At 66.5% G+C, this 23,764-nt stretch carries 20 protein-coding genes and 2 tRNA genes; 10 read left to right on the top strand and 12 right to left on the bottom strand.

The features are described 5' to 3' along the window. Positions 1-40: 40 nt before the first annotated feature. The 5 genes from BVG12_RS03440 (at position 41) to BVG12_RS03460 (ending at position 3,392) form a co-directional block, all read left to right on the top strand. Positions 41-451 carry an HU family DNA-binding protein gene (locus tag BVG12_RS03440; RefSeq protein WP_502518746.1) on the top strand — a complete coding sequence of 137 codons (411 nt, stop codon included), beginning with the start codon at positions 41-43 and terminating at the stop codon, positions 449-451. 88 nt (positions 452-539) lie between these two features. Beyond that, positions 540-616, top strand: a tRNA-Asp gene (locus BVG12_RS03445). 54 nt (positions 617-670) lie between these two features. Next, positions 671-747: transfer RNA gene (locus tag BVG12_RS03450), tRNA-Asp, on the top strand. A gap of 199 nt (positions 748-946) precedes the next feature. Continuing rightward, positions 947-2,860: a SurA N-terminal domain-containing protein gene (locus tag BVG12_RS03455; RefSeq protein WP_075791188.1), complete on the top strand. Its 1,914-nt coding sequence runs from the start codon at positions 947-949 to the stop codon at positions 2,858-2,860. Between the two features lie 100 nt (positions 2,861-2,960). After that, complete coding sequence (locus BVG12_RS03460) at positions 2,961-3,392, top strand: GNAT family N-acetyltransferase (protein ID WP_075791189.1); 432 nt, start codon at positions 2,961-2,963, stop codon at positions 3,390-3,392. 2 nt (positions 3,393-3,394) lie between these two features. On the opposite strand, the gene cynS is transcribed toward BVG12_RS03460, so the two are convergent. The 3 genes from cynS to BVG12_RS03475 all read right to left on the bottom strand — a co-directional run bounded on the left by cynS (position 3,395) and on the right by BVG12_RS03475 (position 5,695). Further along, positions 3,395-3,838: a cyanase gene (cynS, locus tag BVG12_RS03465; RefSeq protein ID WP_075791190.1), complete on the bottom strand. Its 444-nt coding sequence runs from the start codon at positions 3,836-3,838 to the stop codon at positions 3,395-3,397. Between the two features lie 172 nt (positions 3,839-4,010). Next, positions 4,011-5,063 (bottom strand): tRNA 2-selenouridine(34) synthase MnmH, encoded by a 1,053-nt coding sequence (gene mnmH / locus BVG12_RS03470; protein ID WP_075791191.1) that lies wholly within the window; start codon positions 5,061-5,063, stop codon positions 4,011-4,013. Then, positions 5,063-5,695, bottom strand: a complete 633-nt coding sequence (locus tag BVG12_RS03475; RefSeq protein WP_075791192.1) for an arylesterase — start codon at positions 5,693-5,695, stop codon at positions 5,063-5,065. Before BVG12_RS03475 ends, mnmH begins: the two co-directional genes overlap by 1 nt. Here BVG12_RS03475 and BVG12_RS03480 point away from each other — a divergent pair. After that, positions 5,694-6,413, top strand: coding sequence for an ABC transporter ATP-binding protein (locus tag BVG12_RS03480; protein WP_075791193.1), 720 nt, complete (start codon positions 5,694-5,696; stop codon positions 6,411-6,413). The two genes, BVG12_RS03475 and BVG12_RS03480, sit on opposite strands and share 2 nt — an antisense overlap. A 6-nt stretch (positions 6,414-6,419) precedes the next feature. Here BVG12_RS03480 and BVG12_RS03485 read toward each other — a convergent pair whose 3' ends face one another. Beyond that, positions 6,420-7,916 carry a bifunctional ADP-dependent NAD(P)H-hydrate dehydratase/NAD(P)H-hydrate epimerase gene (locus tag BVG12_RS03485; protein ID WP_075791194.1) on the bottom strand — a complete coding sequence of 499 codons (1,497 nt, stop codon included), beginning with the start codon at positions 7,914-7,916 and terminating at the stop codon, positions 6,420-6,422. 100 nt (positions 7,917-8,016) lie between these two features. Between BVG12_RS03485 and BVG12_RS03490 the strand changes: the two genes are divergently transcribed. Continuing rightward, positions 8,017-11,616, top strand: a complete 3,600-nt coding sequence (locus BVG12_RS03490) for a hydantoinase B/oxoprolinase family protein (protein WP_075791195.1) — start codon at positions 8,017-8,019, stop codon at positions 11,614-11,616. A gap of 96 nt (positions 11,617-11,712) precedes the next feature. Continuing rightward, positions 11,713-12,414 carry a hypothetical protein gene (locus tag BVG12_RS03495; RefSeq protein ID WP_156895523.1) on the top strand — a complete coding sequence of 234 codons (702 nt, stop codon included), beginning with the start codon at positions 11,713-11,715 and terminating at the stop codon, positions 12,412-12,414. Here the strand turns inward: BVG12_RS03495 and BVG12_RS03500 are convergent. Beyond that, on the bottom strand, positions 12,411-14,102 hold the full coding sequence (locus BVG12_RS03500) for a tetratricopeptide repeat-containing response regulator (protein WP_083684492.1): 1,692 nt from the start codon (positions 14,100-14,102) through the stop codon (positions 12,411-12,413). The genes BVG12_RS03495 and BVG12_RS03500 overlap by 4 nt on opposite strands. Before the next feature lie 171 nt (positions 14,103-14,273). Here BVG12_RS03500 and purL point away from each other — a divergent pair, with 171 nt between their 5' ends. Both purL and BVG12_RS03510 read left to right on the top strand, forming a co-directional pair. Further along, entirely contained in the window at positions 14,274-18,329 is a 4,056-nt protein-coding gene (purL, locus tag BVG12_RS03505; protein WP_075791197.1) for a phosphoribosylformylglycinamidine synthase, read from the top strand. 77 nt (positions 18,330-18,406) lie between these two features. Then, a complete protein-coding gene (locus tag BVG12_RS03510) occupies positions 18,407-18,808 on the top strand; it encodes a hypothetical protein (protein ID WP_075791198.1) in 402 nt (133 codons plus the stop codon). A 22-nt stretch (positions 18,809-18,830) separates the two neighbouring features. On the opposite strand, the gene BVG12_RS03515 is transcribed toward BVG12_RS03510, so the two are convergent. The 7 genes from BVG12_RS03515 to msrB form a co-directional block, all read right to left on the bottom strand. Further along, positions 18,831-19,190, bottom strand: coding sequence for a DUF1304 domain-containing protein (locus BVG12_RS03515; protein WP_075791199.1), 360 nt, complete (start codon positions 19,188-19,190; stop codon positions 18,831-18,833). A 62-nt stretch (positions 19,191-19,252) separates the two neighbouring features. Continuing rightward, the gene (locus tag BVG12_RS03520) at positions 19,253-20,554 is read right to left on the bottom strand and encodes a GDSL-type esterase/lipase family protein (RefSeq protein ID WP_075791200.1); all 1,302 of its coding nucleotides are present in this window, start codon (positions 20,552-20,554) and stop codon (positions 19,253-19,255) included. 83 nt (positions 20,555-20,637) lie between these two features. Further along, positions 20,638-21,417 carry a peptidylprolyl isomerase gene (locus BVG12_RS03525; protein WP_075791201.1) on the bottom strand — a complete coding sequence of 260 codons (780 nt, stop codon included), beginning with the start codon at positions 21,415-21,417 and terminating at the stop codon, positions 20,638-20,640. 96 nt (positions 21,418-21,513) lie between these two features. Next, positions 21,514-22,305, bottom strand: coding sequence for a peptidylprolyl isomerase (locus BVG12_RS03530; protein WP_075791202.1), 792 nt, complete (start codon positions 22,303-22,305; stop codon positions 21,514-21,516). A gap of 103 nt (positions 22,306-22,408) precedes the next feature. After that, positions 22,409-22,681: a BolA family protein gene (locus BVG12_RS03535; protein ID WP_075791203.1), complete on the bottom strand. Its 273-nt coding sequence runs from the start codon at positions 22,679-22,681 to the stop codon at positions 22,409-22,411. Then, positions 22,681-23,331 (bottom strand): septation protein A, encoded by a 651-nt coding sequence (locus BVG12_RS03540; protein WP_075791204.1) that lies wholly within the window; start codon positions 23,329-23,331, stop codon positions 22,681-22,683. The genes BVG12_RS03535 and BVG12_RS03540 overlap by 1 nt, the downstream gene beginning before the upstream one ends. 19 nt (positions 23,332-23,350) lie before the next feature. Continuing rightward, on the bottom strand, positions 23,351-23,746 hold the full coding sequence (gene msrB, locus BVG12_RS03545) for a peptide-methionine (R)-S-oxide reductase MsrB (protein ID WP_075791205.1): 396 nt from the start codon (positions 23,744-23,746) through the stop codon (positions 23,351-23,353). Between the last annotated feature and the right edge of the window lie 18 nt (positions 23,747-23,764).

Raw genomic sequence — 23,764 nt, forward strand, 5'->3', positions numbered from 1 at the left:
GTTACCTCCCAAAAGCGGCACCTGCGGGTGCCGTTTTTTTATGTCCGCGCTGTTGCTCGTGCGTTACTTGACACAACGCATTGTCGGCTTGTTTAATACGCGCTTGCGGTTTTTTTGCCGAGGGTCAATCCGATCCGGGGGCGCCGGCCGTGTCCAGAACGCACAACGAGGGAAGATAGTGAACAAAACTGAACTGATCGAAGAAATCGCGAAGTCCGCGGACCTGACCAAAGCCTCTGCGGCGCGCGCCCTCGATGCCATGATCGTCGCCGTGACGAACACCCTGAAGAACAACGACAGCGTGACGCTGGTCGGCTTCGGCACTTTCACCGTGGGCGAACGCGCCGCACGCACGGGCCGCGATCCGCGCACGAAGGAAGCCATCAAGATCAAGGCGGCCAAGGTCCCGAAATTTAAGGCTGGTAAAGCACTGAAAGATGCAGTAAACTAATGCCTCCGCTGCGCTGACACGCAGCAGGAGCAGGTGATTGCCGGGCCTCTAGGTCACTCAGTCAGTTGCGCAGTACCCAGTATTTCGTGGAGCGGTAGTTCAGTTGGTTAGAATACCGGCCTGTCACGCCGGGGGTCGCGGGTTCGAGCCCCGTCCGCTCCGCCACGAATCGCCTGCCATGTCGGCCTTCGGTTCCGCGGTTGCGAAATACACGAATTTGGAGCGGTAGTTCAGTTGGTTAGAATACCGGCCTGTCACGCCGGGGGTCGCGGGTTCGAGCCCCGTCCGCTCCGCCAGATTATTTGGAGTAAAGAGTGTCGCCCCTGCGGGCGACACGGGCTGGGGCTCGAAGGGAGCCGCTTGCAAGCGGCTCCGCGGCCTGCGGAACGTAGGCGAGCCCCGTCCGCTCCGCCAGATACTGAAAAAGAGGCGAACCTTGGTTCGCCTTTTTTTTGAGTTTTTTAATAACGCATTTTCAACCTTGATTGGCTGACCATGTTTGAATTTATCCGTAATCACCAGCGCCTGATGCAGTTCCTGCTGTTGCTGTTGATCCTGCCGTCGTTCGTGCTGGTGGGCGTAAGCAGCTACAACAGCCGCAGCGGCGGCAACGACGGCGTGGCGACCGTGGACGGGAAAACGATCACGCAGCAGGAATGGGAGTCGGCGCAGCGCCGCCAGCTCGATCAGGCCCGCCAGATGATGGGTGAGCGGTTCGACCAGAAGCTGTTCGACACGCCGGAAGCGAAGCAGGCCGTGCTGGACCAGCTCGTGGCCGAGCGAGCCATCAACGCCGAGATCGTGCGCAACCACCTGACCGTGACCGACGCCGCGCTGCAGAAGGCGATCCTCGAGATCCAGGCCTTCCGCAAGGATGACGGCACGTTCGACATGGACCGCTACAAGGCCGCGCTGGCCGCCCAGGGCATGACCCCGGAAATGTTCGACCAGCGCATGCGCCACGACCTGGCCGTGCAGCAGCTCGTCGGCTCCGTCCAGCAGACCGCGTTCGCGCCGCGCGCCGTCGCCAACCGCCTGTCGGACATCAACGACGAGGAACGCGAGGTGCAGGAGATCCAATTCCCGGCCGCTGCCTATGTCTCGCAGGTCAAGGTCACGGATGACATGATCAAGGCGTATTACGACAAGAACGCGGCCCAGTTCCAGGTGCCGGAGTCGGTCAAGGCCGAATACGTCGTGTTCGATGCATCCGCCGTCGAAAAGCAGGTCAACGTCTCGGACGCCGAAGTCGCCGATGCGTACAACAAGAACAAGGCACGCTTCACGACGCCGGAGAAGCGCACCGCGAGTCACATCCTGATCAACGTGAAGAAGGGCGCTTCGGCCGCCGAGGACGCCGCCGCGAAGGCGAAGGCGCAAGCCGTCCTGGACGAAGTGCGCAAGAACCCGAACGATTTCGCCAAGATCGCCAAGGCGCAATCGCAGGACCCGGGCTCGGCCGAGCTGGGCGGCGACCTGGGCGTCGTGCAGAAGGGCGTGTTCGTGAAGCCCGTCGAAGATGCGATCTACGGGTTGAAGGAAGGCGAAGTCAGCGGCCTCGTGCGTTCGGAATTCGGCTACCACATCATCAAGGTCACGAAGGTGGTGCCGGAGACGCAAAAGTCGCTGGAAGACGCCAAGCCGGAAATCGTCGCCGAACTGAAGAAGGCCAAGATGTCGGCCAAGTATTCGGAACTGGCCGAGACGTTCACGAACACCGTGTACGAGCAGGCGGACAGCCTGAAACCGGTCGCGGACAAGCTGGGCCTCACCATCCAGACCGTCGACGGCCTGACCCGTACGCCGAACCCGGCACTGGGCAACTCGCCGGTGAATAACGAGAAGTTCTTGAAGGCGATCTTCTCGAACGACGCGCTGACCAACAAGCGCAACACGGAAGCCGTCGAAGTCGCGCCGAGCACGCTGGTGGCGGGCCGTGTCGTGCAATTCAAGCCGGCGACCAAGCGTCCGCTGGCCGAGGTCGAAGGCGTCATCCGCCAGCGCGTCACGCAGGAAGAGGCGGCCAAGCTGGCGCGCCAGGCCGGCGAGGCGAAACTGGCCGCGGCCAAGGCGGGCGACACGGCCGGCTTCGGCGACACGAGGACCGTTTCGCGCACGAAGCAGCCGCCGATCAACGAGACCGCCGCGATCGCGGTGCTGAAGGCCGACACCAGCAAGCTGCCGGCGTATGTGGGCGTCGAGATCCCGGGCCAGGGTTATGGCGTGTACCGCATCGTCAAGGTCGGCCAGCCGGCGCAGCCGGACGTCGCGCGCCGCAAGCAGGAAGCGGAACAGATCGGCCGCGCCGTCGGCAATGCCGAGACCTTCGGCTTCGTCGAAGCGCTGAAACACAAGGCCAAGGCAAAGATCAACGTCAAGGCGGCGGACCTGGGCGCCAAGTCCGAATAAGCCGAACGCATCACGATAAAGCCCGGCCGCGCGAGCGGGCCGGGCTTTTTTCTTTGCGGCGCCATTACAATTGCGGCTCGATCAACAAGGTGAGGATTTCATGACCATAGTCTGGAGTGATGCGCTCGACACCGTCGACTGGACCGAACTCTCCGACCTGTACCGCAAGGCGCCGCTGGGCGACAAGTCGCCGGAGCGCCTCAGGACGGTGTTCTCGAACAGCATGTTCCGCCGCTTCGCCTATGAAGACGGCGTCCTCGTCGCGGCGGGGCGCGCGCTGGCCGACGGCCTCGATTGTTCCTACATCTGCGACGTCGCGATCCTGCCCAGCCACCAGGGGCGGGGACTGGGCAACGACCTGATCGCGCAACTGGTCGAGCTGTCGCGCGGGCACGCGAAGATCATCCTGTACGCGGTGCCGGGCAAGGAGGGCTTTTATGCGCGCCACGGCTTCCGGCGCATGACCACGGCGATGGCCGTGTTCCAGGATCCGGAAGCGGCATTGGCGCGGGGTTATCTGGCGGAGGATTGACCTCAATACTGCTTGTAAGGCAGGAATTTGCCCGACAGCACAACATTGACCCGGTCGCCCTTCGGGTCGGGCTCGCGCACGATGTCCATGCTGAAGTCGATGGCGCTCATGATGCCGTCGCCGAACTCTTCGTGGATCAGCTCCTTGATCGTCGTGCCGTAGACGTTGACGATTTCGTACCAGCGGTAGATCAACGGATCGGTCGGGACCGCCGTCGGCAGCGAGCCCTTGTAGGGGACCACCTGCAGCCACTTGCACTCTTCGTCGGTGAGGCCGAAGATCTCGCCGAGGATGCCGGCCTGCTCGGCCGAGGCGGTCATCTGTCCGAGGCACAGTGCCGTCGTCCATGCCTTGGATTGGCCGATCCTGCCGGCCACGTCTTCCCACTTGATGCCCCTGGATACCTTGGCGCTGACGATTTTCTCGGTGACTTCCATGCGGTTCATAGCGTACCTATCACGTGTGCGGGTTAAGGAAAGGAAGAGTCAATGTAACCGCACGCGCGCTGGCGGACGCGATGCACGTCAGCGGTGCGCGCGGCGCCAACAAGGTGCGCCCCGTGAGGTATGTCGACATTGCCTCTATCCACCCGTTGCCGCAGCAAAAGGCGTGCCTGTCCTACGCGTGGAGATGCCGCGCCGCCGCGATGAAATCGTCCTTCGAGATCCCGGGCAGCGTGAGCACTTCCGCCTGCGGATACTGTGCGAAATTGCGGTCGATCGAGCGCAGGTACGCCGGGTCGTAATGCTCGACGAGCAGCTGGTCCACGAGTTCCGGCATGCGTCCCGTATTCGCGAGCTCGTGCCACGCATCGATGCGCGCGCGCCCGTGCAGCTGCGCGAGGTGGTCCAGCTGCGCGTTCAGCGTGGCCGGGTCGGCGCAGAAGTGGTGGTAGTCTTCCATCAGCAGCTGCACGCGCAGCGGACGGTCCAGCTGCAACGACACGCACCGGGCCGCGCGCATGCGTTCCATGACGGCCTCCGGCACGCGCAGATTGCCCACCTTCTTGCTTTCCGATTCGACGAACACGGGTCTGGAAGGGTCGAAGCGGCGCAGTTTGTCCCACACGCGCGTCTCGAACATCTTCTGGCTCGGTTGCGGCTCGCCCGGCAGGTGGCCGAGGACGGAGCCGCGGTGCGCGGCCAGGCGTTCCAGGTCGAGCACCTGCGCGCCGATGGATTCGAGCGTCTCCAGCAGACGGCTCTTGCCGCTGCCGGTGGTGCCGCAGATGACGCGGAAATCGAGCAGCGGCGGGTTGTCCAGCGCCGCGGCGACGTAGGCGCGGTAGGCCTTGTAGCCGCCGTCGAGCTGCACGACGGGCCAGCCGATCTTGGCGAAGATCAGCGCCATCGAGCCGCTGCGGTTGCCGCCGCGCCAGCAGTACACGAGCGGCTTCCAATCCTTCGGTTTGTCGGCGAACTGCGTCTCGATGTAGCGCGCGATGTTCTGCGCGACGAGCGGGGCGCCGATCTTCTTGGCTTCGAACGCGCCCACCTGCTTGTAGGTGGTGCCGACGAGGACGCGCTGCGCGTCGTCCAGGGTCGGGCAGTTGATGGCGCCGGGAATGCGGTCGAGCGCGAACTCGGACTCGCTGCGCGCGTCGATGATGGTGTCGAACTGGTCGAGCATGGGCAGGACGTCGTCGACGCCGAGGACAGCGGGGTATTTCATTATCGTTTCACGAGGGGCGCGAATTGCGGCCAGATGTTGTTGAGGATGGTCGGGTGCGCCGTCGCCAGCGGATGCAGGCGGTCGGCCTGGAAGTTCGCCGGGTCTTGCGCGACGCCGTCCAGCATGAACGGCACCAGCGGGACTTTATACGCGCCGGCGAGGTCCTTGTACATCCCGGCGAAGCGCTCCGTGTAGGCGCGGCCGTAGTTGGGCGGCATGCGCATGCCGACGAGCAGGACCTTCGCCTTGTTCTGCTGCGACAGCTGGATCATCGTGCGCAGATTGTCTTCGGCGGCCGTCACCGGCAGGCCGCGCAAGCCGTCGTTGGCGCCCAGTTCCAGTACGACGACGTCCGGCTTGTGCTGCCGGAGCAGCGCGGGCAGGCGGGTGCGGCCGCCGCTGGTCGTCTCGCCGCTGATGCTGGCGTTGACGATGTGCGCGTCGATTTTCTCGAGCTTCATGCGCTGCTCGAGCAACGCGACCCAGCCCGTGCCGCGCGCGAGGCCGTATTCGGCCGACAGGCTGTCGCCCACCACGAGCACGGTTTTTGGGGCAGAATAGGCGCTCCCCGACGCGGCAACCGCGATGACCGCGACGGCACCGATCGTCCATTTCCTGAGTAGAGCAAGCATGCGTGATATTCCCGAGGCGTCAAATGGCAGTGCAGGACAGGCCGGAGCCGGCCGACCCGCGATCGAAGTCCGGGGGCTTTCCAAGCGCGTGGCGGACGCCAGCGGCGAACTCACCATCCTGCACGACGTGGATTTTACCGTGCAACCGGCCGAGACGCTTGCCCTCGTCGGCGCCTCCGGTTCCGGCAAGTCCACGTTGCTCGGCCTGCTGGCGGGTCTCGACACGCCGTCCTCGGGCCAGGTCGTGCTCGACGGGACCGACATCTTCGCCCTCGACGAGGATGGCCGCGCCGCGTTCCGCAAGGCCAGGCTCGGCTTCGTGTTCCAGTCCTTCCAGCTGCTCGCGCACCTGAACGCGCTGGAAAACGTGATGCTGCCGCTGGAGTTGCGGGGCGAGGTCGACGCGCGCGCGAAGGCCGAGGCGATGCTCGGCCGCGTGGGGCTGTCGAGCCGTCTGCGTCACTATCCCAAGTATCTGTCCGGCGGCGAGCAGCAGCGCGTGGCGCTCGCGCGCGCCTTTGTCACGGAGCCGCCGCTGCTGTTCGCGGACGAGCCCACGGGCAGCCTCGACGCCGCCACCGGCGAAGCCGTCATCCGCCTGATGTTCGACCTGAACCGCGAACGGGGTTCCACGCTGGTGCTCGTCACCCACGATCCCGCCATGGCCGCACGCTGCGGCCGCACGCTCACGATCGCCGCCGGCCGGCTGGCCGCCTGATCGCCTTCACGCCCGGTCCGCGTCCAGCACGAGCGCATTGAGCTCGGCGCGGATGGCGCGCGGCAGCTCGCCCGCCGTGAGGCCGATCGGACCGACGCCGCTCGCCACGAGGCGGTCCGCCGCCGCGCCGTGCAGCCACACGCCCGCCAGCGCCGCTTCCCAGGCGGGCCAGCCCTGGCCCAGCAAGGTGCCGATCAGGCCCGCGAGCACGTCGCCCGTGCCGCCCGTGGCGAGGCCGGGATTGCCGGTCGTGTTGATCGCCACTTCGCCGTCCGGTCGCGCGATGACGCTGCCGGCGCCTTTGAGCACGACGACGGCGTCCAGGCGCTGCGCCAGTTCGCGCGCGTTCTCCAGGCGGTCGGCCTGCACGATGGCGGCCGTCACGCCCAGCAGGCGGGCGGCTTCCAACGGATGCGGCGTGAGCACGGTCGCGCCGCCGCGCGCGGCCAGGCGCGCCGCCAGGTCCGGGCTGGCCGCACACAGGTTCAGCGCGTCGGCGTCGACGAGCAGCGGCCCGGTGCCGTCGATGACCTTGGAGAGAAGATGCACGGCAGCCGCCGAGTCGCCCAGGCCGGGGCCGGCGACGACCGTGCGGCCGTCGAACGCGAAGCCGGCGCCGTCGCGGAACATGATCTCCGGCTGCATCGGATCGAGGCCCGGCCCCGGGTCGACCGCGGCCACGAACACGCGGCCCGCGCCCGCGTACAGCGCGGCGCGCGCGGCCAGGACGCCGGCGCCGGTCATGCCGCGCGCGCCGCCCAGTACGGCGACGTCGCCGTACGTGCCTTTGTGGGAATTGCGCCGGCGCGGCGCCAGCAGGCCGGCAAACAGCGCCGGCGCGTTCAGCCGCGCGTGCGCGTCCGCCGTGTGCAGGCCGGCCGCATCGAGGCGGTTCACGTGCACGCGGCCCGCGTGGTCGCAGCCGTCGCCCGTGTGCAGGCCCGGTTTGTCGCCGAGGAAGGTGATCGTGTGCGTGGCGCGCACGGCCACGCCGTCCGGACCGATGATGGCGCCCGTGTCCGCATCGAGGCCGCTCGGCACGTCCAGCGCGAGCACGGGACACGCCAGCGCCAGCGTGCGTTCGACGAGTTCGCGCGCGCGTCCCGCGAGCGGGCGCGCGAGGCCGATGCCGAACAGGCCGTCGACGACGAGGCAGCAGCCGGGTTCCCCGCCGATGTCGTCGATGAAACGGGCGCGGCTGGCCCGGGCGCGTTCGAGGGCGCGCTGCGTCTCCGGCGACGGCGCGGCGCCCGCGAGGTGCACGACGTCGACGTTGGCGCCGAGGCCCGCCAGGTTCGCCGCGACCTCCAGTGCGTCGCCGCCGTTGTTGCCGGGGCCGGCCAGCACGAGGATGCGCCCCGCCGGCACGCCGCCCAGCAGGTCGAGCGCATACGTGGAGGCGGCCTCGCCCGCACGGTGCATGAGCGTGCCGGGCGGCAGCTGCGCCTGCGCGGCCTGTTCGATGGCGCGGATTTGCGCGACGCTGTAGAGCGGGTTGTCCATACGAGTCCAAAAGGTGGCGGTGACGAAAGCCGGCATTGTGCCAAAATCGCGGCGGCGCGCGACTACAATAGCCGCTGGCTTGACTATACGAGGAAAAACGATGGACTGGCAGTTCTGGATCGACCGCGGCGGTACCTTCACGGACATCGTGGCGCGCCGGCCCGACGGCAGCCTGGCGACGCACAAGCTGCTGTCGGAAAACCCGGAGCAATACCGCGACGCGGCCGTCGCCGGCATCCGCCACCTGCTCGGCGCGGCGATCCCGGCGGGGAAGATCGAGGCGGTCAAGATGGGCACGACGGTCGCCACGAATGCGCTGCTGGAGCGCAAGGGCGAACCGACCGTGCTCGCGATCACCAAGGGCTTCCGCGACGCCCTGCGCATCGCCTACCAGAACCGTCCGCGCCTGTTCGACCGCCACATCGTGCTGCCCGAGCTGTTGTACGGCCGCGTCGTCGAGGTCGAGGAACGCATGGGCGCGCACGGCGATGTCGTGACAACGCTCGACGAGGCCGCGGCCCGGCGCGACCTGCAAGCCGCCTACGACGACGGCATCCGCGCGCTGGCCATCGTGTTCATGCACGGCTACCGTTACCACGCGCACGAGGATGCGGTGGCGCGGATCGCCCGCGACATCGGCTTCACGCAGATCTCCGTCTCGCACGCAGTCAGTCCGCTGATGAAGCTCGTCGCGCGGGGCGACACGACGGTGGTCGACGCGTATCTGTCGCCGATCCTGCGCCGCTACGTCGACCAGGTGGCGGGCGAGCTGCCGGGCGTGAACCTGCAATTCATGCAGTCCAGCGGCGGTCTGACGGATGCGCGCGCGTTCCAGGGCAAGGACAGCATCCTGTCCGGCCCCGCCGGCGGCATCGTCGGCATGGTGCGCGCGAGCCGCCTCGCCGGGTTCGAGCGGATCATCGGCTTCGACATGGGCGGCACGTCGACGGACGTGTCGCACTTCGCCGGCGACTTCGAGCGCGTGTTCGAGACGCAGGTCGCGGGCGTGCGCATGCGCTCGCCCATGATGAGCATCCACACCGTCGCGGCGGGCGGCGGCTCGGTCCTGCACTTCGACGGCAGCCGCTACCGCGTGGGGCCCGACAGCGCCGGCGCGAACCCGGGCCCGGCCAGCTACCGGCGCGGCGGGCCGCTGGCCGTCACGGACTGCAACGTCATGCTCGGCAAGATCCAGCCCCGGCATTTTCCGCATCTGTTCGGTCCCGACGCGGACCAGCCGCTCGATCCCGATGCCGTCCGCGCGGGCTTCGACGCGCTGGCCGACGACGTCGAGCGCGCGACCGGGACGCGGCCCGCGCCCGAAGCCGTCGCCGAAGGTTTCATCCGTATCGCCGTGGGCAATATGGCCAACGCGATCAAGCAGATCTCCGTACAGCGCGGCCACGACGTGACGGATTACACGCTCACGAGTTTCGGCGGCGCGGGCGGCCAGCACGCCTGTCTCGTCGCGGACGCGCTGGGCATGAAGACGGTGTTCATCCACTCGCTGGCGGGCGTGCTGTCCGCGTACGGCATGGGTCTCGCGGACCAGAGCGCGATGAGCGAACGGGCCGTCGAGCGCCGGCTGGACGACGTCGAGGCGGACGTGCTGGCCGCCGGACTCGATGCGCTGGCCGAGGCGGCGCGCGCGGACCTGCTCGCGCAGGGCGTGGCCGCCGACCGTATCGACGTCCTGCGGCGCGTGCATCTGCGCTACGAAGGCACGGATTCCGCCATCGTCGTGATGGACGGCGACCGCGCGCAGCTGCAGGCGCAATTCGAACAGGCGTACCGCCGGCGTTTTTCCTTCCTCATGCCGGGCAAGGCGCTCGTGGTGGAGGCCGTGTCGGTGGAAGCGCTGGGCCGCTCCGATGCGCCGCCCGAGCAGCCCGTCGACGCCAGCCCGCGCGGCGGCGGCCGCGACGGTGTCCCGTCGCCGTGCGAGACGGTGTCGACGTATTTTGATGGCGCCTGGCGCGACACGAGCGTGTTCCGCCGCCAGGACATCGCGCCGGGCGACACGATCAACGGCCCGGCCATTATCGCGGAAGCGAATGCGACGACCGTCGTCGAACCGGGCTGGCGCGCCGAGGTCACGGCGTACAACCACCTCGTGCTGCGCCGTGTGGAAGCACTGCCGCAGCGCCATGCGATCGGCACGACGGTCGACCCGGTGATGCTGGAGATCTTCAACAACCTGTTCATGTCCATCGCCGAGCAGATGGGCCTGCGCCTGCAGAACACGGCGTACTCCGTCAACATCAAGGAGCGCCTGGACTTCAGCTGCGCGATCTTCGATGCGGACGGCAACCTCGTCGCCAATGCGCCGCACATGCCGGTGCACCTTGGGTCGATGGGCGAGAGCATCAAGGCCGTGATGCGCAAGAACGCCGGCACGATGAAGGCGGGCGACGTCTACGTGCTGAACGACCCGTACAACGGCGGCACGCACCTGCCCGACGTGACGGTGATCTCGCCCGTGTTCGACGAGGCGGGTTCGGACATCCTGTTCTATGTGGGGTCGCGCGGCCACCACGCGGACATCGGCGGCACGACGCCGGGCTCGATGCCGCCGGACTCCGTGCACATCGAGGAAGAGGGTGTCCTGATCGACAACTTCAAACTGGTCGACGGCGCGGACGGCGTGCTGCGCGACGCGGAGGCACGCGCGTTGCTCGCCGCCGCACGCTGGCCGGCGCGCAACCCGGACCAGAACATGGCCGACCTGCGGGCCCAGGTCGCGGCGAACCAGAAGGGCGTCGACGAGCTGCGCAAGATGGTCGCGCACTTCGGGCTCGACGTCGTGCGGGCGTATATGGGACACGTGCAGGACAATGCCGAGGAAGCCGTGCGGCGCGTCATCACTGCCTTGCAGGACGGCCACTTCGTCAACGAACTCGATAACGGCGCGCGCATCGAAGTGGCGATCCGCGTCGACCGCGCAGCGCGCAGCGCGGAGATCGATTTTACGGGGACCTCAGGCCAGCTCCCGAACAACTTCAACGCGCCGTCCGCCGTGTGCATGGCGGCCGTGCTGTACGTGTTCCGCACGCTCGTCGACGACGAGATCCCGCTGAACGCGGGCTGTTTGAAACCGCTGAAGGTGATCATCCCGCCGGGCTCCATGCTCAATCCGCATTATCCGGCGTCGGTCGTGTCCGGGAATGTGGAGACGTCGACGAGCATCACGAACGCGCTGTACGGCGCGCTGGGTGTGATGGCGGCGGCGCAGGGCACCATGAACAACTTCACGTTCGGGAATGCGCGCTACCAGTATTACGAGACCATCTCCGGCGGTTCCGGCGCGGGGCCGGGCTTCGACGGCACGGACGTCGTGCAGACCAACATGACGAACTCGCGTCTGACCGATCCGGAGATCCTTGAATTCCGCTTCCCCGTGCGGCTGGAAAGTTATGCGATCCGCGCGGGTTCGGGCGGGGCCGGGCGCTGGCACGGCGGAAACGGCGGCGTGCGGCGTATCCGCTTCCTGGAGCCGATGACGGCGGCGATCCTGTCGAACAACCGCGTGCACGCGCCGTTCGGCATGGCGGGCGGCGCGCCCGGGGCGCGCGGTCGCAATCTCGTCGAGCGGGTCGACGGGCGCGTCGAGGAACTGGGGCATATCGGCAAGGTGGAGATGGGCGTCGGGGACGTGTTCGTGATCGAGACGCCGGGCGGGGGCGGGTATGGGGATGTGTAAAACGGGGTAAAGACGCGGGAGGCGGCGGCGTGCGCGGCGCCGGCCTGCCTATAATTTCCGGGAGCCCTTCTTTGTCACGCCACCCCGCGAGGTCGCATGAAAGTCGAACACGTCCCCAGGATCGATGGCTTGTTCTGGCTTCTCCTGGTCCTCGCCAGCGTGTTTGGCGCGAACGCCGCCGATTTCTGTTCCGACGTCTTCGGTCTCGGCCATTCGGGCGCGCTGCCGTTGCTGCTGCTGTGCTTCGCTTGCGTATGCATCGGCGCGCGCGTTTGGCCGGGGCGCCATCCGGCCGGCTTCTGGGTGGCTGCCGCCCTGGTACGCGCGGCCGGCGCCGCTGCCGCGGACGTGCTGCACGATCTGCGCTGGAGCGTCCTGCTGGCGGCGCTGGCCTGCGCGACGCTGTTCGCGGGGAGCCGGCGGTCCAGCCGTCCCGGCGCCGCCGGCGGGTTGTGGTGGTGGACGCTGTTCGTCGCCGGCGGGGCCGGCAGTGCCCTGGGCGATGCCGTCGCGACCGGCCTGGGCCTCGGCTTCTGGCGCGCGAGCCTCGTGCTGGGCGCAAGCGCCGCGTCGTTTGTCCTGCTCGCACGTCGCCACGGGCCGGTCATGCCCGGCCTGTTCTGGCTGACGGTCCTCGCCATCGCCGCTGCGGCCGGCACTGTCGGCGACGCCATCGCGCAGCGTGTGCTCGGGCTCGAACTCAGCACCTTCGCGTTCGGCGTCGGCTTCGGCCTCGTGCTGACGGCGCTGCGCATCCTCGCGGACGGCGACCTGCCGTCGGGCCGGCCGCGCGCCTAGGTCGAGATACCGTACTTGCGCTTGGCCGCCGCCAGTTCCGCATCGAGCGCGGCCAGGCGCGGGTGCGCGGGATCGATCGCGCGGATGTGTTCCAGCTGCTCTTCCGACAGCGCGGCGAGCGGATGGTCCCAGCCCATCTCCATGATCTGGCGAAGCACGCCGCCGACGACGGCGATCATCACCTGCAGATTGTTGGGCGCCATGTGCAGCGCTTCCAGCAGGGTCTGGACGGCGCCGCGCACGTCGCCCATATTGCGCTTCTCGTCCGCAACGCCCAGCAGGATCTGCGCCTGGGCGCGCAATTGCTTGCCCATGCCGTCCGCCAGATCCGGACGGCCGGCGCGGACGAACACGTTCAGCGCCTGCTGCGCGGACAGCGCGTCGTCGCCGCCGTTCAGCGTGCCCAGCATGACTTCCGACGCCTCGTCGTCCATGCGGTGCGTGAGGCAGGATTGCGCGAGGCCCACCCGCATGTTCGGCGACAGCACGCCGCCCGCGCGCACCGCGTCGACCGCAAGCTTGAGTTCCTTGACGGCGGCCGCGCCGTTGCCCGCCGCGTCGTGCAGCAGCGCCACCGAGATCGCCTTGCAGGCGTCGGCCGCCGGCGTGCCGCGCAGCGAGCGTTCGAGGTCGCGGATGACCGTCGACGCGCCGGCCGGATCGCCCTTGACGACGAGCGCCCGGACCAGGTTGACGTGGTCTTCGGGATTGCGGAATTCGGAGTAGCGCGAGCGCGTGACGACCTGCCGGAACGATTTTTCCGCGCCGTCCGCGTCGCCCGTCTCCAGCGCCACCTCGCCCAGCCGGCGCAGGCGGCGCACGACGTACGGCGAGATCGCGACGGCGTCTTCCAGCGTCTTCTTGGCCAGGGCGGCGTCGCCGCGCTCCTGCTGGCAGCGTGCGAGCAGGTCGTAGGCGGCCATCAGGCGCGGGTTGTCGGCGACGAGGTGTTCGAGCACGGGAATCGCCTCGTCGGTGCGGCCTTGCGCGGCGACGGCGCGCGCGAGCCCGAGCCGCGCCCAGCCCAGCGGTTTCGTGGTCAGCACGTCGCGGTACACCGCTTCGGCCAGCTCGTGTTCCTTGAGCGACGCGTGCAGTTCCGCGCGCAGCCGCGCGAAGTCGAGCGCGTACGCCGGCCGCGTGCGCCCCGACTCGATCGCCGCTTCGATCGCCTCGCGGGGACGTGCCTGGGCGAGCAGCTGGTAGACGGGAAGCAGGGCGGCGCGGCGCGCGACGGCTTTCTGGATCCGTTCGTGCAGCACCTGGACCGTGAAGGGTTTCAGGATGTAGTCGGTGGGCGTGAGCTCGGCCGCGCTGACCACCTTGCCGTACGTGCCTTCCGCCGTCAGCATGATGAAGATGGCCCAGGGCGGGATGATGCGGTGGTGGCGCAGGTCTTCCAGCAGCTGCTGGCCGTCCTGGCCTTCGCCGCTCGTGGTCCCGCTGCCGAGGTCATACTCGCACAGGATGATGTCGAACGACTTGCGGCCGAGCGCCTTGATCGCCGTGCCGGCGTTCATCGCGGACTCGATGCGCGTGATGCCCGACTGGTTGAGCATGTTCTGCAGGTTCGCGCGGATGCCGGGGTTCGGGTCGACGATCAGCACGCTCAGTTGAGCATTCATCTGGCTGTTCAGCTGAGCGGTCGCCGGCGTGCCGGTCTGGCTGGATGGGCTGTTTTCTGGCATGCGTGTCGGTATCCGTCGGGCCTTTTTCAGCACTACGATACCGGTAAGCTGCAAGGTCGGCAACTTTTCGCCATCCGTGCGGCCACGGCGGCCGACGGAGAGGGGGCCGACGCTGTATAATAGCGGGCTTCTTTCACCCGCAGCCACGCTGCATCAACCGACTTCCAAGCCATGTTGATTCTGCCGGGTTCCAACGCCCTCTCTGCTTTCCGTAGCCAACGCCTCCTCACGCAACTGCAAGCCGTCGCCCCGACGGTGGCCGACGTGTCGGCGCGTTACTACCACTTCATCGACGCAAGCGCCCCCCTCACCACGGAGGATACGGAGCGCTTGAGCGCCATGCTCACCTATGGCGAGCCTGTGCCGGAAACGCAGTACGAGGGCGTGATCGAGGAATTCTTCGTGATCCCGCGCCTGGGGACGATCTCGCCGTGGGCCTCGAAGGCCACCGACATCGCCCACAATTGCGGCATGGCCCACATCCACCGCGTCGAGCGCGGCGTCGCGTTCAAGGTCGTCCTGAAGAGCGGCATCCTCGGCACCGGTTTCGGTGCGCCGAAAAAGCTGGCGGACAACGAGGTCCAGGCCGTCGCCGCGCTGCTGCACGACCGCATGACGGAAACGGTGCTGCGCAGTGCCGACCAGGCGCAGGCCCTGTTCACGGACCTGGAAAGCCGTCCGCTGGAACAGATCGACGTGCTGGGCCAGGGTCGCGCGGCCCTCGTCGACGCGAATGCGAACATGGGCCTGGCGCTTGCCGAGGACGAGATCGACTACCTGTTCGACGCCTTCTCCCGCGTCCAGCGCAACCCGACGGACGTCGAGCTGATGATGTTCGCGCAGGCGAACTCGGAGCACTGCCGCCACAAGATCTTCAACGCCGAGTGGACCATCGACGGCGCGAAACAGGACAAGTCCCTGTTCCAGATGATCAAGAATACGCACCAGCTGCAGCCGAAGGGCACGATCGTCGCGTACAGCGACAACTCGGCCATCATGGAAGGCGCCGAGGCGCTGCGCTTCTACCCGCAGGCCGGCAGCCAGGTCTACGCGCCGGTCACGCAGCTGACGCATACGCTGATGAAGGTCGAGACCCATAACCACCCGACGGCGATCTCCCCGTTCCCGGGCGCCTCGACGGGCGCCGGCGGCGAGATCCGCGACGAGGGCGCGACGGGCCGCGGCGCCAAGCCGAAGGCGGGCCTGACCGGCTTCACCGTGTCGAACCTGTACCTGCCGGATGCCGTGCGGCCGTGGGAAAACGCGGCCAACGTGAACTCGGCCGACAAGGCAGGCAGCGATAAAGTCTACGGCAAGCCGGAACGCATCGCGTCGCCGCTGCAGATCATGGTCGACGGCCCGCTGGGCGGTGCCGCCTTCAACAACGAATTCGGCCGGCCGAACCTCGGCGGCTACTTCCGCACCTACGAACAGAACGTGGGCCCGACCGCTATCAACGGCAACACCGTGTTCGGCTACCACAAGCCGATCATGATCGCGGGCGGCATCGGCAACATCTCGGACGCCCACACGCACAAGAACGACATCCCGGTCGGCAGCCTGCTGCTGCAGCTGGGCGGCCCAGGCATGCGCATCGGCATGGCCGGCGCCGCGGCGTCGTCGATGGCGACCGGCACCAACACGGCCGACCTGGACTTCGACTCGGTCCAGCGCGGCAACCCGGAGATGGAGCGGCGCGCGCAGGAAGTCATCAACAGCTGCTGGCAGCTGGGCGACGCGAATCCGATCATCTCGATCCACGACGTGGGCGCGGGCGGCATCTCGAACGCCTTCCCGGAAATCACCAACGACGCCAAGCGCGGCGCCACATTCGACCTGCGCAAGGTGCCGCTGGAAGAAAGCGGCATGTCGCCCAAGGAAATCTGGAGCAACGAGTCGCAGGAGCGCTACGTACTGGCGATTTCGCCCGACGACCTGCCGCGCTTCGCCGCCATCTGCGAACGTGAGCGTTGCCCGTTCGCGGCCGTCGGCGTCGCCACGGAAGAGCGCCAGCTGCGCCTGATCGACCCGATCACGAACACGTCGCCGGTCGACATGCCGATGGACGTCCTGCTCGGCAAACCGCCGAAGATGCACCGCAACGTCGAGCACGTGAAGAACGAATTCGCGCCGGTCGACGTGACGGGCCTGGACCTGGAAGACGTCGCGCGCCGCGTGCTGCTGCTGCCGACCGTCGCGGATAAATCGTTCCTGATCACCATCGGCGACCGCACCGTCGGCGGCATGAGCGTGCGCGACCAGATGGTCGGACCGTGGCAGGTGCCGGTCGCCGACTGCGCCGTCACGACCTTGAGCTTCGAAGGCTATAAGGGCGAGGCGATGGCGATGGGCGAGCGTACGCCCCTCGCCGTCATCGACGCCGCCGCGTCGGGCCGCATGGCCGTGGGCGAATCGATCACGAACATCGCCGCCGCGCCGATCGCCGATATCTCGGCGATCAAGCTGTCCGCCAACTGGATGGCCGCATGCGGTCAGCCGGGCCAGGACGCCGCGCTGTTCGACACCGTCAAAGCCGTGGGCATGGAGCTGTGCCCGGCGCTGGGCGTGTCGATCCCGGTCGGCAAGGATTCGCTGTCGATGCGTACCACGTGGACGGAAAATGGCGCCGGGGGTAAGGTCGAGTCTAAGGCCGTCGTGTCGCCGGTGTCGCTGATCGTGTCGAGCTTCGCGCCCGTCACCGACGTGCGCAAGACGCTGACCCCGCAACTGCGCACGGACCTCGGCGACACGTCGCTGATCCTCATCGACCTGGGCCGCGGCAAGAACCGCCTGGGCGCCTCCGCGCTGGCGCAGGTCACGCAGCAGCTGGGCAACGACGTGCCGGACGTCGACAACCCGGCCGACCTGAAAGCCTTCTTCGCCGCGATCCAGCAGCTGAACAACGACGGCAAGCTGCTCGCCTACCACGACCGTTCGGACGGCGGCCTGTACGCCACGCTGTGCGAGATGGCCTTCGCGGGGCGCGCCGGCGTGTCCGTCAACCTCGACATCCTGACGATGGAAGGCGAGCACGCGTCCGACCACGGCGACGCCAAGAACTGGGCGGCGCAAGTGGGCGAACGCCGCAACGACCTGACCTTGCGTGCGCTGTTCAACGAAGAGCTGGGCGCCGTCGTGCAGGTGAAGACCGCCGAGAAATCGGACGTGATGAACGTCCTGCGCTCGTTCGACCTGGGCGCTTGCAGCCACATCATCGGCAAGGTGAACGACCGCGGCGTCGTCGAATTCACGCGCGACACGAAGGTCATCTACAACAAGCGCCGCAGCGAACTGCACCGCCTGTGGAGCGAGACGAGCTGGCGCATCGCGCGCCTGCGCGACAACCCCGCCTGCGTCGACCAGGAATACGACCGCCTGCTGGACGAGCAGGACCCGGGCTTCACGCCCAAGCTGGTGCACGACACCAATGTAAACATCGCCGCGCCGTTCATCGCGACGGGCGCCCGCCCGACGGTCGCGATCCTGCGCGAGCAGGGCGTCAACTCGCACATCGAAACGGCATGGGCGATGCACCAGGCGGGCTTTACGGCCGTCGACGTGCACATGAGCGACCTGATCGCCGGCCGCGCGAAGCTGGACGACTTCAAGGGCCTGATCGCTGTGGGCGGCTTCTCGTACGGCGACGTGCTGGGGGCCGGCGAAGGCTGGGCCAAGACGATCCTGTTCAATCCGGACCTGAAGGCGGCCTTCGCCGAGTTCTTCGGCCGGGGCGACACGTTCGGCCTGGGCGTCTGCAACGGCTGCCAGATGATGAGCAACCTGAAGTCCATCATCCCGGGCGCCGAGGCGTGGCCGAAATTCACCCGCAACAAGTCGGAACAGTTCGAGGCGCGCTTCGGCATGGTCGAGGTGATGGACTCGCCGTCGATCTTCTTCCAGGACCTCGCGGGCACGCACGCCCCGCTGGCGATCGCGCACGGCGAAGGCTATGCGGACTTCTCGCAGACCGGCGACATCGCGAAGGTCGTGAAGGCGCTGCGCTACATCGACAACCGCGGTGCCGCGACCGAGGCGTATCCGTTCAACCCGAACGGCTCGCCGGAAGGCCTGACGGCGGTCACGACGCCGGATGGACGCTTCACCGTCATGATGCCGCACGCGGAGCGCGTGGCGCGCACCGTCACCATGTCGTGGCATCCGGATGGCTGGGGCGAGGATTCGCCGTGGGCGCGCATGTTCCAGAATGCGCGGAAGTGGGTGGGTTGATCACCGGTCTTCCTGCATGCGAAAAGCGCTCCCGTGGGGGCGCTTTTTTTTACCGGATTCGAACGCGGGAGGTGTCGATGGACAAGAGCCAGCGCAAGGCGATGATCGTCGTGGCTTTGATTGCCGTTCTTGCCTTGCCCGTTTATCTGATCGTCGGCGTCGTCACGGCGCCGTTCGGGATCGGGTTGCTCATGCTGATGAACAACCATCCGTGGATATTGAATCTGTACCCGTTCCTGTTCGCGTACCTGGGGGACGGGCAGGGCCCGGCACACTACATCGACAATGCGATCAGCCTGCCGCTGACCGTCATGCAATGGATCGCCATTGCCTGGATTGCCGGGATGATATCGCGCAAGCGGGAATTCCGCGTCATCCTGCTTTACACCGTCGGGACGGTTGTCGCCTTTGGCGTCGTGACAGCCGCGCTGTTGGCGGCGTTCGGCGTCACGCTGTACACCCAGGCGGCCCACACGTGATCAGGCCGGTGGCGCCCGCGCGTCAAGCCGCGAGCCACGCGATGAGCGCCAGCCCCGCCGGCGCGGTCTGCACGGCGAGGATGCGCCGCGACACGGTCGCGGCGCCCCACACGCCCGCGATGGCGACGCACACAAGGCCGAAGACCACGAACGCGCGGCCGATATGCGCGTCCGGATGCAGCAAGCCCACCGCCAGCATGGCCGCCAGGAACCCGTTGTAACACCCCTGGTTCGACATCAGCGGCGCCAGCGCATCCACCTGGCCTTCCTTGATCCGGAACACCTTCCTGCCGCGGGTGCGGAACAGGACGGTCTCGATCAGCACGATGTAGACGTGGATGGCGATGACGACGGCGGTGAGGAGGGCGGCGATCAGCAACATGTTTATTCCGGTCAATGGATGTGTACATACTGTACCGTATCCGCCGCCGTCCGCGGTGCCGATCAGCGCATCAAGCGGTCCAGCTCGGGCTGCATCTCGCGCTGCCAGATCTTGTAGCCTTCGGCGTTCGGGTGCAGCAGGTCAGGCATGATATCCTTCGACAGCGTGCCGTCCGAGGCCAGGAAGGCCTTGTTCATGTTGAGGAAGAAGACGTGCTTGCCGTCCGCCAGCGTCGGCAGCATCGCGTTGACCTTCTCGTTCAACACGCGCAGGGTGTCGTCCGGCTTTTCGCCGCGCGGGAAGATCCCCAGCAGCAGGATCTTCGTGTGTGGCAAGTGCTTGCGGATTTCCTGGATGTCGCGCCGGATGCCGGCGTAGAGCAGTTCCGGAGGTTCCTGGCGGAAGCCGGTATTGTTCGTGCCGATCATCAGGACGGCCACCTTCGGGTCGATGCCGTCGATTTCGCCATGCTGCAGGCGCCACAGGACGTTCTCCGTGCGGTCGCCGCCATAGCCCAGGTCCAGCGCGTTGTACTTGCCGTAGAACGCTTTGAACAGCTCCGGCTGTTCCTTTTCCCAGTGGTGCGTGATGGAGTCGCCGATGAAGACGAGCTCGGTGCGCTCGCCGGCGGCCTTGCGGCGCGCGATCTCGGCCAGCTTTTCCTCGTGGCGCGGCATCCACCAGTCGAGCGACCAAGACTCGTTCAGCGGCGACGGCGTCACGCTGACCGTGCGGTAGTCCGGGCACGTCTGGTTCGGTTTGCCGGCCTTGTCGATGCGGATGTTGGCGATCTCGACGTCGCCCTTGCCCGTGCCGTCCAGCGCGAACGGTGTCGTCACGGCGCTGAAGTCGTCTCCTTTGCGGTAAAAGCACGACAGCGCATAGCTCAGGTGCTGCCAGCCTTTGCCCTGGGCGGCGCGCGCCGGGATCACGTCGCTGACCTTGCGCTCGCAATCCTTGCCGCAGTCGACACGGAAGTTCAGGCCGCCGCCGGCCAGCTCATTCACTTTCAGGTCGAACGAGACCGTGCCCTTCGCCAGGTAGGGACGCAGGTCGAGCGGGGCGCTCTGCACGCGCAGGGTCGAGAACCAGGCGTCCTTCCAGCTCAGGCCGAGGGCGTCGCCGGGCGTCTCCCTGGTCGTGCGGCGCGCCTCGACGACGGCGTTCGGCTGCTTGGGATCGTTGTCCATGCGGCCAGTCTCGGCCGTCAACGGTTGCTGGACGTCGAAGTCGCCGAACATCACGCTGCTCCCCGCGAGCGGCTGGGCGACGTACAGGGGCAGGGTGGACGCGGGCGGCGCGGCCGTCGCGACGGTGGCGGCCAGGGCGGACAGGACGAGAGTGGCGGAATGGTGGAGTTTCATGCGTGTCTCAAGTTTGTTGTTTGGTCGAACAAATTGGTCAAAAAAAAGCGCCCCGACGGAGCGCTTTCTCTTGCCGAGCCAGCTTACTGGATCTTGGCTTTCTTCATCAGCTCTTCGCGGAACGCAGCCAGCTTGCGCTGCTGCAGCGATTCCGCGACCTGCTGCTTGACTTCTTCCAGCGGCGGCACCTTGGCCGGACGGACGTCTTCCAGCTTGATCACGTGCCAGCCGAACTGGGTGTGCACCGGGGTCTCGGTGATCTGACCTTTTTGCAGCGAGGTCATGGCCTTCGAGAATTCAGGCACGAACGAGGCCGGGCTAGCCCAGTCCAGGTCGCCGCCGTTCGGTGCCGAGCCCGGGTCTTTCGACTGCTTGGCCAGGTCTTCGAACTTGGCGCCGCCTTTCAGCTTGGCGATGATCTGCTTGGCTTCGTCTTCCGTGCCGACCAGGATGTGACGGGCGTGGTATTCCTTGTCGCCGACCTGGGCCTTGTACTTGTCGTACTCGGCCTTGATGTCCGCATCCTTGACCGGATTCTTCTTGATGTAATCGGCCAGCATCGCATTGATGATGATGCTCTGGCGGGCGTTGTCGATTGCGTTCTTGACGTCCGGGCGGGTACCGACGCCTTGCTTGTCGGCTTCCTGGATCAGGACTTCGCGGCCGATCAGATCCTTCTTGATTGCCTCGCGCAGTTGCGGGGAATCGGTTGCCTTGCCCTGGGCGACGACCTGCTTGACCACCTGGTCAACCTTGGCCGCGGGGATGGGCTTGCCATTGACGGTCGCAACGTTCTGCGCGAACGACGGCAGGGCTACCATCGCGGTCATGGCTAACAACAGGCGGGCTGGCTTCACAATCATTTATTCGATCCTATCTAAAACCGGTGGTGGTCCGGTCAACACGAAAAGTCGCCAGGGCGACGAAAACCGGCGGCCAGGGCCGCCGGCGCTGCAATGTTACTGTACCTTTGCTTTTTTGACCATTTCTTCCTGGTACGCAGCCAGCTTTTGCTGGGTCAGCGCTTCGGAGATCTGCGGCTTGACTTCGTCCAGCGACGGCAGCTTGGCGGGGCGGACGTCGTCCAGCTTGATCACGTGATAGCCCACCTGGGTCTTGACCGGGGTGTCGGTGATCGCGCCTTTCTGCAGATTGGTGAAGCCGGCAGCGAATTCCGGCGGGAACGACGACGGGCTCGCCCAATCCAGGTCGCCGCCGTTGTTGGCGGTGCCGGTGTCTTTCGATTGCTTGGCCAGGTCTTCGAACTTGGCGCCGCCTTTCAGCTTGGCGATCGCCGCCTTCGCTTCGTCTTCCGTCGCGAACAGGATATGACGCACGTGGTATTCCTTGTCGCCCGTCTGTTTCGCGAAGCGGTCGTATTCGGCTTTGACTTCGGCATCGGTAACCGGGTGCTTCGTGATGTAGTCGCGCGCGAGGGCGTTGATCACGATGGTCTGGCGGGCGTTCTCCAATGCCGCCTTGACTTCCGGATTCTTGTCGTAGCCCTGCTTGATCGCTTCCTGCATCATCACTTCGCGCGAGATCAGGTCCTTCTTGATCGCCTCACGCAGTTGCGGGCTGTCGGTGCCCTGGCCTTGTGCAACGACCTGCTTGACGATGGCATCCGCACGCGACGACGGGATGGCCTTGCCATTCACCACGGCAAGGTTCTGAGCGAACGAAGGCGAGTATGCGAAGGATGCGGCGATAGCGATCAGGGCTAACAGCAGCCGTGCTGGCTTAAAAGTCATTTTGTTTCCTGTGAGGGGGTTGCTTGGACGAAGATTTGATTAGTTTTTGTATTGCGTAGCAGATTCTGGAGCAGCTTACTTAAAACTCCCTGAAGCCGCGCCGTCACGACTGTTCGGACGGTGCGAGGGCGGTGATCGCCAGGGCATGTATGTCGGAGTGCATCATACCTTGCACGGCATCATATACCAGTCGATGACGCATGACCAGCCTCAGTCCCTCGAAGCGTTCCGAAACGATTTTCACTCTGTAGTGACCCCCGCCGGAGGCCGCGCCGGCATGGCCCGCGTGCAGGTGCGAGTCGTCGCCGACTTCCAGTACGGACGGGCTCAACGCGGCAGAAAGAAGCTCGCGGATGCGTTCCACGCGGTCGACCATCACGCGTCTCCTTTGCCGGGCTGTTCCTGCTCTTCGATGTACTTCGACAGCATCAGCGTCTGGACGACGATGAACGCGAAGAAGATGCCCGTGATGCCGAACAGCTTGAAGTTCACCCACGCGCCGGTATTGCCCTTGAAGACGATGAACGCCATGACGAGGTTCAGCACGCCGATCGCGGCGAAGAACGTCATCCATGCGTAACCGACCTTGGCCCAGACGGCGTCCGGCAGCCTGATCTGCGCTTCCATCACCTTGCGCATCAGGTTGTTGCGGAAGCCGACCTGCGCGACGAACAGCGCGAGCGCGAAGGCCCAGTACAGGATCGTCGGCTTCCACTTGATGAAGCTTTCGTCGTGGAAGTAGATCGTGGCGCCGCCCGTCACGATGATGACGCCGAGGGACAGCCACAGCATGCCATCCACCTTGCGCCCGCGCGCCAGCAGGTACAGGATCTGCAGGACCGTCGCGACGATGCCCACAAGCGAGGCCAGCATGATCGGCGCCTGCTCGGGCGTGACGTTGCCGCCCGAGATCAGGCCCCCCATGTACTGGACCGCGAGCGCGTGCGCCGCGTCCTGGTGGCCCTCCGCGAACTTGTAGACGATGAAAAAGAGAATGACCGGGAACAGGTCGAACAGGAATTTCATAGGCGGGCGTAGTCCTCGTTCAGACCGGCTCGAAGCGGAGCGCGGCCGAGTTGATGCAATAGCGCAGGCCGGTCGGCGGCGGGCCGTCCGGGAACACGTGGCCCAGGTGGGCGTCGCAGACGGCGCAGATGATTTCCGTGCGGACCATGCCGTGGCTGCGGTCGACTTTCTCGATCACATTGTCCGGATCGAGGGCGCGGAAATAGCTGGGCCAGCCGCATCCGGAGTCGAACTTGGCGTCCGATTCGAACAGCGGCGTATCGCAGCAGACGCAGCGGTAGATGCCGTGTTCGTGGTGGTCCCAGTACTTGCCCGTGAACGCGCGTTCGGTGGCCGCGTGGCGGGTCACCTGGTATTCCATCGGGTCGAGCTGGGCGCGCCATTCGGCGTCGGTCTTCGTTACTTTGTCGGTCATGATTTTTCTGTCGTCATG

It is taken from the genome of Massilia putida, assembly GCF_001941825.1.
GTDB classification, from domain to species: domain Bacteria; phylum Pseudomonadota; class Gammaproteobacteria; order Burkholderiales; family Burkholderiaceae_D; genus Telluria; species Telluria putida.